The sequence below is a fragment of the Kitasatospora sp. NPDC051914 genome, from assembly GCF_040680995.1.
Taxonomy (GTDB): domain Bacteria; phylum Actinomycetota; class Actinomycetes; order Streptomycetales; family Streptomycetaceae; genus Kitasatospora.
Genome location: NZ_JBFAXX010000026.1, coordinates 1 through 12,828 on the forward strand (window position 1 = coordinate 1; position 12,828 = coordinate 12,828).

The following is a 12,828-nucleotide window of genomic DNA, read 5'->3' on the forward strand; positions in this document are numbered from 1 at the left end:
CCGGTGGCCGTCTTACGTTCTCAGGCGACACCCGCTACCGGGACGAAACCCCCGGAACGGGTGGAACCCGTACACCACTTCCCTGGACGCAACCCCAGCGCGTCCGCCAGGTCATCGGCGAGCAGCCCGCCTTCCCCTTCGGAACTCGCGAACACCACCGGCCGGCGACCGTTCTGCTCGGCACACAGGAAGTACGCCCCACCGGCGGACTCCCCGGCGATCGCCTCCAGTGGCGCACCCGAGGCAAGCCCCAAGCCATCGCCATTGTGCTTCCGGTGGACGTCGAAGCCGAACGAGGACCGCAGCAGCAGATCGATCTCCGGGGTGGTCCGGATCAGGTCAAGCAGACGATCACTTGAGGTCATGGCACGGACGATAGCGAGTCCCGCTGACGTGTCAGCGGCAGGGTGAACAGCACACACGTGTCCGGCGGTGGCGCGACCCCGTGGATGGCGCACTCCAGGCCACGCCTGCGCCCAAGCCATCACACAACTCATTCTGAAACCACCAGTAGCAGGTATCGGTGAGCTCGAACAGCGCGGCAGCCCGCGGAGCCCCGCCTCCGTCCGCTCCGCCACCGTGAAGCTGCGAGCTGCGGCGGCGAGAACGACGACGCCGACGCCAACTGTGACGGGGACAGCGCCGCAGCGCTCGTCATATCTGTGGCACGTCCGTATGAAGAGGTGGCCTCGTGCTGCACTGCCGCCGCGATCGGGTGAACCGTCAGCGAGCTTCGCGCGCCCATCGCCTGACCGGCCTGCCGAATGGGCAAGGCTCTCGTTCTGTCTGTATGCGGAAGAGAGGTGCGGCATGACCCGGGTCCTGGAGTACGAGAGCAATGCCATCGTGGAGCTGCTGGGAGTCCTCCCTGCGGACCGCGATGCGGAGTGGCTGAGGAACTCCCTGCAGCAGGCAATCATGGTAGAGGTCGCGACCATCGGTCCGTATGCGAGCGCCCTGTGGTCGATCAAGGAACCGAATACGGCGGTTGCCAAGGACATCCGGGAGGTCATCTTCGACGAGATGACCCATGTGGGACTCGTGTGCAACATGCTCACCAGCATCGGAGGGACACCGATCCTTGCCGATCCGAAAGTGGTCCCGAGGTACGAGCGTGCTCTGCCGGGCGGCGTGCGGCCCGATCTCATCGTCTTCCTCGAGGGTCTGACCAAGGACTCGGTCGAGATGTTCTCCGAGATCGAACGCCCGGAGCATCCGGTCGCCCAGATGGATTCCTCCGCGACCATCGGGGCCTTTTACACCGCGATCGGGGAGGTGTTCGAGACGCAGCAGCACCTGATCAGCGGCGACCGGCAGATCGAGTTCTCCCTGGAGAGCCACGGCCAGGGCAACACGATCGTTCCGCTCGACACCATCAAGAAGGTCCGGGCCGCCATCGAGGTCATCAAGGAGCAGGGTGAGGGGACCTCCGCCTCACCCGAGAACCCCTTCCCCGGCAAGCCCGGGGAGCTGGCGCACTTCTACGTGTTCCGGGAGATGTTCCGTGGCAAGAAGCTGATCAAGGTGTCGGAGAACCCGGTCGTCTGGGACTTCAAGGGTGATGACGTCCCGTTGCCCCCGGCCTACCCCATGGCGAGAGTGTCGGAAGGCGGGTGGGCCAACGGCGGGCCGAACGCGCCCGCGCCCGGGGTGCAGCAGGTGCTCGGCGCATTCAACACGCATTTCAGCGCAATGCTGCGAGCGCTGGAGGCGGCCTGGCGGACGGGTGACTCGGACACGCTGGGCGCGGCGATCAGCCGCATGGGCAAGATGCGCACCGAGGCCCGGAAGCTCGTACAGCTGGAACTTCCCGACGGCAGCGGGAAGACCTACGGGCCGGAGTTCCTGTACGTCGAGGAGTGAGCAGTCCCGTTCGCGGAAGCACCGTTGTGGTCGGTGCTCCTCGCCGCGGTTTCGGAGTGGCTCCGGGGTGGGCCATCACGGTGGCCGGAATGCGGGGAGCAGCGTTGCGGCGGAAGGCATGCCGGGGGCTGGGAACTGCAGGGCTGATTCATAGTCTTGGCGATCATGCGAATGTGCAGGTCACGGCGGTGTGAGGGGGGCGGCGTCGGGCCGTTGCGAACGCATTGAGGCTCCGGCGGCGGTGCACACGCCCTGTCGCGGCCGGACAGCGGAGCGGAGAGGGGTCTTTTTTTCCCCTGTCCGAGACATCCCGGTTCTTCCTAGAATGGTCGTGATGTCTGCTTCGCGTGGACGCCGCCGACGGGACGCCTAGTCCTGTCCGCTCGCCGGCGGTTCGCCGAGCACGGAACCGGACAGGAGCGGGGACGCCGGACCGGTCACCGCGGCTCCCGAGGCCGGCGTGACCGGTCGTGACGGCAACGGCCCGGGGCGCAGTCGTGCCCCCGGCCCGACGGCCGCCCCGGGCGTGGATCCGGCGGGTCCCCCGCAGGTGCCATCGAGGTACTTCCCATGCGCCAACTCCCGCTTGCCCGCGTCATCGCGGTCGCCGCCGCCACGCTGATCGGCCTGCCGCTGGCCGGCCCAGCCCTGGCCGCCGTGACCGTCACCCAGGACAGCCTCGCCCCCACGACGATGACGGCCGGGGTCCCGGCCAAGGCCACGCTGACCGTGCACTCCTCGTCCTGCTTCACCGCCAAGACCCTGGGGGTCGGCGTCCGCGACGCGGCCGGGCAGAACCTGGACTTCCCGGGGAACGCCTCCAACGTCCGGATCTGCCCCTCCGGGGTGACCTTCACCAGCCAGAGCAGGACCCTCCCCGCCGGGTCGTACACCGAGTTCGGCTTCTGGCAGGACTCCGCCAACGTGTGGCACAACCTGCCGTCCCGCACGCTGACCGTCTCCGCCGCCCCGGGCCCCGTCCCCGGGAAGAGCCTCACCTGGTCCGACGAGTTCAACGCGCCGATCGCCTGGGGCTCCACCTGGGTCGGCGACAAGACCAGCGCGTACCGCTACGGCGACCACAACCCGGACGACAACAAGCTCGACTGGCTGACCACCGGCGCGGTCGGCGTCTCGGGCGGTGTCGCCACGTTCACGGCCAAGCCGTCCGCGCACGTCCTGGAGAACGGCAAGCAGGCCTGGGACACCGGTCTGCTCACCACCGAGGGCTCGACCCAGGGCTTCCAGGTGCGGACCGGCGACTACGTGGAGACCCGGGTGAAGCTGCCCAGCGGCACCGGCGCCTGGCCGGCGCTGTGGACCTGGAAGGACGGCGCCAACGAGATCGACTCCTTCGAGTACCACCCCGACAATCCGCACCTGCTCGAACTGACCAACCACATCAGGCCGGCCTCGACGTACTACACCGACGCGAACGCCGTCGGCCCGGACCAGTGGGTCACCGTCGGCACGCTGTTCGGCGCGAACTCGGTCGACTGGTACGTCAACGGCGTCAAGATCTTCTCGGACGGCACCGGAGTCGGCACCGGCTGGTCGGCGTACCTGATCCTGAACCTGTCGCTGTGCGCGGGCCAGTACCACCCGGCGCCCTCGGGCAGCGGGCCGATCACCTTCGCCGTCGACTACGTGCGGGTCTACCGCTGACGCTGGCGGATCACCCGTCCGGCCCCGTCGGGGGAGGGCTGATTCATAGTCTTGGCGATCATGCGAATGTGCAGGTCACGGCGGTGTGAGGGGGGCGGCGTCGGGCCGTTGCGAACGCATTGAGGCTCCGGTTGAAGAGGTGACCTTACCCGTCACTCTCCAGTCGGAGCCTCGATGTGCCGTCAGTCTGCCACTTGCTGTTTCGCTGTCCCATCTGTGCGTCAACTCGGTGGCGAGGCCGGTCTGGTGGAGCGGTTGGCGTTGCTGGCGGATCCGCGGGACCGGCGCGGTCTGCGTCACTCGTTGGTGAGTGTGCTGCTGGTCGCGGCGTCGGCGGTGCTGACCGGTGCCCGGTCGTTCCGGGCGATCGGGCAGTGGGCCGCCGAGGCGCCGCAGCACGCCCTGGCCCGGCTCGGGGCGCGGAGCGCGGGCGCATTCGGCGTGTGCGTGGCGCCCAGCCCCTCGACGATCCGGCGGGTGATCGGGACGGTGTGCCCTGGTGGGCTGGCCGATCTGACCGGCACCGACCCGGCAGGCTCCGACACGCTCGCGGTGGACGGCAAGAGCGCCCGCGGCTCGCGCATCGACGATGCTCCCGCCGCGCACCTGCTGGCCGCGGTGACCGGCACCGGCCGGACCGTGACCCAGGTCCGGGTGCCAGACAAGACCAACGAGATCACCTGCTTCGCCGCCCTGCTGGCCCCGTTCGACCTGGCCGGCGTTGTCGTCACGGCCGACGCGCTGCACACCCAGCGCGCCCACGTCCGGTTCCTGGTCGAGGAGAAGAAGGCGCACCACCTGCTGGTGGTCAGGGGGCAACCAGCCCACGCTGTTCCGGCAGCTGCGGTCGCTGCCGTGGCCCGAGGTCACCGCCCGGCACTACCAGCGCGGCACCGGGCACGGCCGCCGCGAGACCCGGGTGGTGCGGGCGCTGACCACCACCGATCTGGGTCTGGACTTCCCGCACGCCGTCCAGGCCGCGAAGATCACCCGCTACCGCACCGAGGTGAAGACCGGAAAGCGGACCCGGCAGACCGTCTACGCGCTCACCGACCTGTCCCACCTGCAGGCCTCCCCGCAGCGGATCGGCGAGGCGGCCCGCTCGCAGTGGACCATCGAGAACCGGCTGCACTTCGTCCGCGACACTGCCTTCGCCGAGGACACTTCGAAGATCCGCACCGGCCACGGCCCGGAGAATATGGCCACCCTGCGGAACCTGGCGATCAACACCCTTCGCGACCACGGCCACACCAGCATCGCCGCCGGCCTCCGGCACGTCTCCTACGAGTCCTTCACCCGCCCACTCGACCTCCTGCACATCCCCTGAGCGGGCCGAACGCAAGATCAACAGGACTTTGAATCCAATGCCGGGAACATAGGGCTTCGGGCAGGCTGTCAAGGGCTGGGGCAGGGCGTGACGGTGATTGCGATGGCTGCTCTGCGTAGTGGTTCGTCGTTGCGGGTGCTGCTGTAGGCAAACTTGGACAGGGTGCGCTTCACGCGTCGGGGAACGACTCTGCGGCGTCGCTGCTCAGGGCCCAGGTCGCGGGGGTTGAGGATGGCTGTGCTGATGCGCGGGGTCCTTCCGGCCCCGGCGGAGGGCCCCGCTTCCGCGTTGATCACTGTGTGGCGGGCGGTGCGGAGGATGACGGTCAGTGAGATGCGGTCCGGGTCAATGCCGGCCGCCGTGGCGGTGTCGGACCCGATCCGCCGGGCCACCTGGAACACGACGAGCAGGGCGGACAGCTCCTGGAGGACATCGCGGGGGTGGTGGGAGCGCAGGACGGTTCCCGAGCCCAGCGTGGTGACCTTGAGTCCGTAGTAGGCGGTCTCGATCTCCCAGCGCTCGTGGCACAGCTCGGCGAGCTCCTGGGCCGGGTAGCGCCGGGGGTCCAGCAATGTGGTGACCAGACGCAGGCTGCTGGAGCGGGTGGTGCCGGTGGTTCGGTCGGTCACGGTGATGTCCGCCTCGATAACGCGGACGGCCAGGCCCTGGACCTGTGGGGCCTGGCTGCGGCGTCGGTCGCGGTGCACCCAGCGCACCAGCTTGTTACGGCCAGTGGGGGTGGAGAGCATGGACAGCCAGCTGCCGTCATCGAGGACCTCGATGGCCGGCAGGACCCGGCCGGCGTTGACCCGCCACAGCAGGTGGGCGCCGGTCCGGGCGGCCTGGAGCATCAGCTCCAGGCCGTCGGAGCCACGGTCGGCCAGGTGCAGCATGCCCGGACACAGCGCGCCGCACAGTTGCTGGGTCTGACTCTTCTCGCTCGTGGACACCGGTCCGGCCACAGCGTCCACCAGGGCCCGGGTGCCGCATTCCACCAGGGCCGTGAGCCGCAGCAGCGGGTACGTCGACTCGCGTCGGGCCCGGTAGTAGCCGAAGAACGCGGCGTTGGCGGCACTGTCGGCCACTTCGAGGGTGGTGCCGTCCCAGGCGACGGTCCGCAGTCCCCGCCACCACGCCCCAGCGGTCTCTGTGGCGGCCGTGCAGCCCTTGAGGCGGTCGAACAGCAAGCTCAGCGGCTCGGGACCGATCCGGCGCCGGGCCTGCCGCAACGCGGCAGCCGAGGGATCACCGACGGTCGCCCGCAGGCCGGCGATCAGCGAAGAGCACACCCCGCGATATCCCTCGCGGGGGAAGAGCGCCATCGCCAGCACGAAGTACACCACCACCCGCGACGGCAGTTTGCGGACCCGTCTCTCGACCCGCCCCGTCGCGCACAGCACCTCGTCGACCAGATCCGGTGGAACGAGCTGGGTCAGCTCGCCAAGATGCCCGGCCGCGAAGGCACTTCGACCGGACTCGGTACGTGCTGGCATGCCACACTGGACGGACAACGGGGCTCCCGTGGGTACGGCGTCTTGGTCGACTCCCGTCCTACGCGGAGCCCCGTTCCTCTACATCAACTTCCCCGAACCGCTTGACAGCCTGCCCACAGCCCTATGTTCCCGGCATTGACTTTGAATCAGCCCTGCTGGGAACTGGACCTGCTCCTGTGAGTCGACGCTGCCCACTGCGGCCCTGCCCCCGGCGGGGCCGCAGTGAACCACCCGCCCCTCCCGCGCGCGGACCACCACGTCGGCACGGACCGGACGTAGCCGCCCCACACGGGTGACACCGGCGCTAACCCGTGTCCCATCCCGGCGCAGGCGCAAGTCCAGGCATGCCGGCCGTACGGGTCGTCGCAGCGTTCACGCCGGTGATCGACGACAACGGGGCAGCGGGTGCCGCTCCGAACACAAGTCCACGGCCGAACCGTGCGACGCCTGAACCCTATTGACGCCGCAACGCCCCGGTGCTTCACTCTCCACCGCGAGTGAGAGAGCGCTCTCACCGTGTCGAGGACCTGCCTCGGGCCCCTCCCCACCCACCCACGCCAGGGAGAGTCATGTCTGTCACCCCGACCCGCCGGACCGTGCTCCGCGGCGCAGCGGTCGCCGCCGCACTGCCCGTGGCCGGCAGTCTTGCGACCGGCCCGGTCTCCGCTGCGTCAGGCGCCCGCGGCACCACCGACCTCGGTGCCAACGTCCTGGTCTTCGACCCCTCCATGGGCGACGCGGCGATCCAGGCCCAGGTCGACGCCGTGTTCAAGATCCAGGAGTCCAACCAGTTCGGCACGGAGCGGTACGCCCTGGCCTTCAAGCCGGGCACCTACGACGTCGACATCAACGTCGGCTTCTACACTCACGTGCTGGGCCTCGGCAAGAACCCCGACGACGTCGTGATCAACGGGCACGTCACCGCCGACGCGCAGTGGTTCGAGGGCAACGGCACCCAGAACTTCTGGCGGGCCGCCGAGAACCTGTGCATCGCCCCGCCGGACGGCCTGGAACGCTGGGCGGTCTCGCAGGCGGCCCCGATGCGCCGCACCCACGTCAAGGGCAACATGACCCTGTGGCCCAGCCCGCCCGGCAACCGCTGGTCCAGCGGCGGATTCCTCGCCGACAGCCTGGTGGACGGCCAGGTCGAGTCGGGTTCGCAGCAGCAGTGGCTGTCCCGCAACGACACCTTCGGCAGCTGGACCGGCGCCAACTGGAACATGGTCTTCGTCGGCACCCAGGGTGCTCCCGCCCAGAGCTTCCCCAACCCTCCGATGACCACGGTCGACCGCACCCCCGTCATCCGGGAGAAGCCGTTCCTCACCGTGGACGCCCACGGCTCGTTCCACGTTTTCGTCCCCGCCCTGCGCCGCAACTCCACCGGGACGACCTGGGCCGCCGGGAAGGCCGCCGGACACAGCGTCCCGCTGTCCGAATTCCACGTGGCCCGGCCCGGTGATTCCGCCAGAACCCTCAACCGAGCCCTCTCCCAGGGCCGGCACCTGCTGTTCACCCCGGGCATCTACCCGCTCTCCGCCCCGCTGCAGGTGTCCCGGCCCGGGACCGTCGTGCTCGGCCTGGGCCTGGCCACCCTGCAGGCGGTCAACGGCAACGCGCTCGTCGAGGTCGCCGACGTGGACGACGTCTCCGTCGCGGGCCTCCTCCTCGAGGCCGCCTCGGCCGGCTCCCCGGTCCTGCTCCGGGTCGGGGACGGTCGCAGCCGGAGGAACCATTCCCACCGCCCCACCGCGCTCTTCGACGTCTTCGCCCGCGTCGGCGGCGTCCTGCCCGGCGGCACCGAGGTCGGCATCCGGATCGACAGCAACGACGTGATCGTCGACCACGTCTGGATCTGGCGCGCGGACCACGGCCTCGACGGCAGCGTCGGCTGGTCGGTCAACCCCGCCGGCACCGGCTTCCTCGTCAACGGCGACCGGGTCACCACCTACGGCCTGTTCGCCGAGCACTTCCAGAAGTACGAGGTGCTCTGGAACGGCAACCACGGCCGCACCTACTTCTTCCAGAACGAGCACCCCTACGACGTCCCCACGCAGTCCGCCTGGGTCCACCACGGCACCCGCGGCTACGCCGCGTACAAGGTCGCCGACTCCGTCACCGACCATCGGGCCTGGGGCCTGGGCAGCTACTGCTACTTCAACCTGCAGGCCGACATCTACGCCGACCGGGCCTACGAGGTCCCCGACACCCCCGGCGTCGTCCTCACCGACCTGATGACCGTCTGTCTCAACGGCCCCGGCGGCGGCGGCATCCTGCACTGCATCAACAACAGCGGCGATCCGGTGCAGAACGGATTCGGCACCTACTTCATGAGGAGTTACTCGAACGGCGTTGCGACCGCCTGACCCGCCACCGGGGCGGTGCCGGGACTCCCGGTACCGCCCCGCCGGGAACCTTCGCGCTGCGGCCGGACGCCCGGGCCGTGGTCTCCGGCCCACCGGGGCGTGTCGTTGCCGTCTCCCGGCTCCAGCACCGCGCTCAGGGCTCGCAGATGCTCCGTCTTCACCGTGACAGGCGCCCCGGGGCACATCGATGCCCGGGATGTCGACGGTCATCCGTCCGCCTGTGCCTCGGGCCGTATCCGCGGCAGCGACCGGCGGCCTGCTCCAGCTGGGGGAGAGGCTGCCGAGGAGGCGCACATCGCCGCGGCATCCCTGGGCTGCGGTGATTCACGGGCGTGCTGCCCCGCCGCTTGATGCACCCCCGACCGTACTCACTGCCGACATCGGGTACGGGGCACCGGCGGGCTGGTGCGCGGTGGGACGACGCGGCCGTGCGTCACCGTGAGATGCGGGCTTCGATGCCGTCGAGCAGGAAGTCGAGGCCGATCCGGAAGGTGTGGTCGGCGTCCAGGTGGGCGGCATCGCGCACCACTGTGGCCAGCGCGGGGAATCGGCCGGTGGCGAAGGTCCGCTCCAGATAGGGCCCGAGTGAGGCCTGCCAACGCTTCTCGTCCATCCCGGTGGCCCGCTCGGCACGCCGCTCGGCGATCTCCCGACGCACCGCGCCGATCACGTACGCGTTGACTGCGGCGACCACCGGCATGACGGCGTCCACGTCGACGCCGCCCAGCGCGGCCACCACGGTCTCCCCGCTGGCCAGCGCGTGCGGCCCGAGCTGGGGTCGGCCACCCAGTAGATCGGCGAGCCATTCGTGCTCGTGAGCGGCGTCCCGAGTGGCTTCGGCAAGAGACCGGAGCACCTCCTGCCAGCCGTCTCCGACCGGCCGGATCTCGGCGTGAACGGCGTCGACCATCAGGTCGAGCAACTCCTCCTTGCCGGCGATGTAGCCGTACAGCCGCATCGGACGGACGTCCAGCGCGGCGGCGACCTTGCGCAGTGACACCGCGTCCAGGCCGTCCGCGTCGGCCAGCCGGATCGCCGCCCGCACGATCCGCTCCCGGCTCAACGGAGCCGGCGCGGGTCGATTCTGCGGCTCCGGCCTCTCCCACACCAACATGCCGCTGACGATACACCGCATCGGTCGATACAGTGTATCGGCAAGTGCGGTGTATCGAAGGGGGAATCGACCATGACCATCGCCATGTCCCAACCGGGCCCGAGACGCCCACGTTCGGCGCAGCCGGGAGTTGTCCCGGGCAATAAAAAAACCGAGACGCACTGGCGTCCCGGGGAATTCTCTCGTACATTGGGGGGTTCCGTGTGTTCATTCGGCATAGGTCGAAACTGAACTCTCAGAAACCTTATGGCGTCAGTATAGGCGAGCGGGAGTGGAATTGTCAAACGACGAAATTCTCCGGGAACAGGAATTCATCGATCTGCTCTGCGGACGCCTCGCCGAGCTGGAGGCGCGGGCCGCCGCCGCGGTCGGCGCCGCGCTGGCGCAGACGCCGGCCAACGCGCAGATGCTGCTGGAACGGGACGTGCAGGTGGCCGAGCAGAGCGGGCTGCTGACCCTCTACTCCTCCGGGGAGCACGGGCTCTGCTTCGGGCGGCTGGCGTTCCGGGACGGGGCCGACCGTCACATCGGCCGGATCGGGATCCGCGCCGACGACGAGGAACGGACGCCGCTGGTCGTCGACTGGCGCGCCGATGTCGCCCGCCCGTTCTACCTGGCCACCGGCCACGAGCCGATGGGCCTCCGCCGGCGGCGGCACATCACCACCGAAAGGAACCGGGTCACCGCCCTGCACGACGAGATCCTCGATCTCGACGACGCCGAACGCACCGGCTACGAGGGCGCGGACGCCGACGCCGTGCTGCTCTCCGCGCTGGACGCCGCCCGCACCGGCCGGATGCACGACATCGTGCAGACCATCCAGGCCGAGCAGGACCGGATCATCCGCGCCCCGCACCGCGGCGTGCTGGTCGTCGAGGGCGGTCCCGGCACCGGGAAGACGGCGGTGGCCCTGCACCGCGCCGCGTACCTGCTCTACGCCCACCGCGAGCTGCTGGCCCGGCGTGCGGTGCTGATCGTCGGGCCCAACCCCGCTTTCCTCGGCTACATCGGCCAGGTGCTGCCCTCGCTGGGAGAGACCGGGGTGCTGCTGGCCACCCCCGGTGAGCTCTTCCCCGGCGTGCACGCCACCGGCACGGACACGCCCGAAGGGGCGGCCGTCAAGGGCGCTGCCGCCATGGCGGACGCCCTCGCCGCCCACCTCCGCGACCGGCAGGCCATGGGCTGGCCGGAGCTGCGGATCGACCACGAGGACGGCGAACTGGTGCTGGACCGGGAGCTGGTCGCGGCCGCCCGCGAACGCGCCCACAACACGCGGCTGCCGCACAACCTGGCCCGGCCGCACTTCGCCTTCGCGGTCATCGACGCTCTCACCGCCCAGCTGGTGGAGCGGATCGGCGCCGACCCCTACGGCGGCCCGAACCTGCTCGGCGCCGACGACCGGGCGCTGATCGGCAAGGGCGTCGCCGCCAGCGCGCAGGTCCACGCCGTGATCGACGAGCTGTGGCCGTTGCTGACGCCGGAGCGACTGGTCGCCGACTACCTGGAGGAGCCCACCCACCTCCCGGACGCCGACGCCGAGGCCATCCGCCGCGCTCCCTGCGGGCCCTTCACGGCCTGGCCGTGGACCCCGGCGGACGTGCCGCTGCTGGACGAGGCCGCGGAACTGCTCGGCGAGGACGACTCGGCCCGCCTCGCCGCGGAGGAGGCGCAGCGGCAGGAGGCCATCGCCTACGCCCAGGGCGTGCTGGACCTCTCCTACGGCTCGCGCAGCCACGAGTTCGCCGACCGTGACGACGAGGACTCCGAGCAGCTGGCCGCCCACGACCTCATCGACGCCGAACGGCTGGCGGACCGTCAGGAGGAGGCGGACCGGCGCACCGCCGCGGAGCGGGCGGCGGCGGACCGGACCTGGGCCTTCGGCCACGTCATCGTCGACGAGGCGCAGGAGCTGACCCCGATGCTGTGGCGGCTGCTGATGCGACGCTGCCCGACCCGCTCGATGACCCTGGTCGGCGACCCGGCGCAGAGCTCCGAGCCGGGCAGCTGCGGCAACTGGTCCGCTGCGCTGGGCCCGCACGTGGGTGAGCGCTTCGAGCGGGTGCTGCTGGACGTCAACTACCGCACCCCTGCCGAGATCATGGACGTCGCGGCGGGCGTGATCCGCGCGACGGACCCCGGCTTCGAGCCGCCGCGCTCGGTGCGGGCCACGGGCGTCCGCCCGTGGGCGCGGAGGGTCGCGGCGGCGACCGGGCTGGCCGACGCGGTGGCGGCGTGCGTCGCGGCGGAGCCGGTCCCGGCGGACGGCACGGGCGGGCGGCTGGCCGTGGTGGCACCGGCGCGTCTGCTCGACGCCTTGGCGACAGCGTTGCCCGATGCCGACCACGGGCCCGAACCGGACCTCACCCGCCCGGTGGTCCTGCTCTCGCCGGCGCAGGCGAAGGGCCTGGAGTTCGACAGCGTGCTGGTGGTCGAACCGGCCGAGTTCGGCCGTGCAGAGCTCTACGTCGCGCTGACCCGCGCCACGCAGCGGCTCGGCGTGGTGCACAGTGCGGCGCTACCGGAGGGCCTGGAGCTGCCGGCGCCGGCCACCACCTGACGCGATTTCTCGAGAGCCCGTTGCTCGTGAAAGACGGCGGGTGGTCCGGGCACTGCCGGAGCGCGTGGCCGGCCGGCAGCGGGTAGGTGCGGGCTGCCCCCGGGTCCGCGGCGGGCGCGGGCGGTGCGCGGCGGCCTGGACGGCCGGACCACGGTCAGCTGCGCCGTGGCGGCGGCGGTGTGGGCGGCCGGCGCGGCGTCCAGCGTCTTCACCGCGGCCATCAGGACGACGGTGGCGGGCACGCTCACCGCGGCGGGCGGCGTCGCCCTGGCAGGGCCGGCACCAGACGGTGGAGGCACGCTGCCCGTCCGCGTAGGGGAGACCGGTCGGCGGCAGGTAGTGGGTGCCGCAGTCGATGCAGTCGATGCAGTCGATGCAGGCGAGGACGAGGCGCATCAGCCAGCCACCACCCTGCTGCCGCCGCACGTGGGGCACGGGTGCTGCTG

At 70.6% G+C, this 12,828-nt stretch carries 8 protein-coding genes and 1 pseudogene; 6 read left to right on the forward strand and 3 right to left on the reverse strand.

All coding sequences use genetic code 11. From position 1 onward, the window contains the following. Window positions 1-20: 20 nt before the first annotated feature. On the reverse strand, window positions 21-365 hold the full coding sequence (locus tag AB0M03_RS18550) for a hypothetical protein (protein ID WP_363492626.1): 345 nt from the start codon (window positions 363-365) through the stop codon (window positions 21-23). A 445-nt stretch (window positions 366-810) separates the two neighbouring features. On the opposite strand from AB0M03_RS18550, the gene AB0M03_RS18555 reads away from it, so the two are divergent. From AB0M03_RS18555 to AB0M03_RS18570, 4 genes and pseudogenes are all read left to right on the forward strand, one after another. Beyond that, window positions 811-1,863: a ferritin-like protein gene (locus AB0M03_RS18555; protein WP_363492627.1), complete on the forward strand. Its 1,053-nt coding sequence runs from the start codon at window positions 811-813 to the stop codon at window positions 1,861-1,863. Between the two features lie 570 nt (window positions 1,864-2,433). After that, on the forward strand, window positions 2,434-3,528 hold the full coding sequence (locus tag AB0M03_RS18560) for a hypothetical protein (protein WP_363492628.1): 1,095 nt from the start codon (window positions 2,434-2,436) through the stop codon (window positions 3,526-3,528). Window positions 3,529-3,702: 174 nt separating this feature from the next. Next, window positions 3,703-4,284 (forward strand): annotated as a pseudogene (locus AB0M03_RS18565) (transposase family protein); the annotation flags it as partial. Beyond that, window positions 4,250-4,855: an ISAs1 family transposase gene (locus AB0M03_RS18570; protein ID WP_363492629.1), complete on the forward strand. Its 606-nt coding sequence runs from the start codon at window positions 4,250-4,252 to the stop codon at window positions 4,853-4,855. The pseudogene AB0M03_RS18565 and the gene AB0M03_RS18570, both read left to right, overlap by 35 nt. A 68-nt stretch (window positions 4,856-4,923) precedes the next feature. Here AB0M03_RS18570 and AB0M03_RS18575 read toward each other — a convergent pair whose 3' ends face one another. Continuing rightward, window positions 4,924-6,348, reverse strand: a complete 1,425-nt coding sequence (locus AB0M03_RS18575) for an IS4 family transposase (protein WP_363492630.1) — start codon at window positions 6,346-6,348, stop codon at window positions 4,924-4,926. Window positions 6,349-6,917: 569 nt separating this feature from the next. On the opposite strand from AB0M03_RS18575, the gene AB0M03_RS18580 reads away from it, so the two are divergent. Continuing rightward, window positions 6,918-8,711, forward strand: coding sequence for an adenylyl cyclase (locus AB0M03_RS18580; RefSeq protein WP_363492631.1), 1,794 nt, complete (start codon window positions 6,918-6,920; stop codon window positions 8,709-8,711). A gap of 433 nt (window positions 8,712-9,144) precedes the next feature. Here AB0M03_RS18580 and AB0M03_RS18585 read toward each other — a convergent pair whose 3' ends face one another. Beyond that, on the reverse strand, window positions 9,145-9,825 hold the full coding sequence (locus tag AB0M03_RS18585; RefSeq protein WP_363492632.1) for a TetR/AcrR family transcriptional regulator C-terminal domain-containing protein: 681 nt from the start codon (window positions 9,823-9,825) through the stop codon (window positions 9,145-9,147). 292 nt (window positions 9,826-10,117) lie between these two features. Here AB0M03_RS18585 and AB0M03_RS18590 point away from each other — a divergent pair, with 292 nt between their 5' ends. Continuing rightward, on the forward strand, window positions 10,118-12,382 hold the full coding sequence (locus AB0M03_RS18590; protein ID WP_363492718.1) for a UvrD-helicase domain-containing protein: 2,265 nt from the start codon (window positions 10,118-10,120) through the stop codon (window positions 12,380-12,382). Window positions 12,383-12,828 lie beyond the last annotated feature (446 nt).

What these genes read in the sequence shown, in the direction of transcription:
- AB0M03_RS18550 (WP_363492626.1), bottom strand. Translation starts at nt 365, where the DNA reads ATGACCTCAAGTGATCGTCTGCTTGACCTGATCCGGACCACCCCGGAG.
- AB0M03_RS18555 (WP_363492627.1), top strand. Translation starts at nt 811, where the DNA reads ATGACCCGGGTCCTGGAGTACGAGAGCAATGCCATCGTGGAGCTGCTG.
- AB0M03_RS18560 (WP_363492628.1), top strand. Translation starts at nt 2,434, where the DNA reads ATGCGCCAACTCCCGCTTGCCCGCGTCATCGCGGTCGCCGCCGCCACG.
- AB0M03_RS18575 (WP_363492630.1), bottom strand. Translation starts at nt 6,348, where the DNA reads ATGCCAGCACGTACCGAGTCCGGTCGAAGTGCCTTCGCGGCCGGGCAT.
- AB0M03_RS18580 (WP_363492631.1), top strand. Translation starts at nt 6,918, where the DNA reads ATGTCTGTCACCCCGACCCGCCGGACCGTGCTCCGCGGCGCAGCGGTC.
- AB0M03_RS18585 (WP_363492632.1), bottom strand. Translation starts at nt 9,825, where the DNA reads ATGTTGGTGTGGGAGAGGCCGGAGCCGCAGAATCGACCCGCGCCGGCT.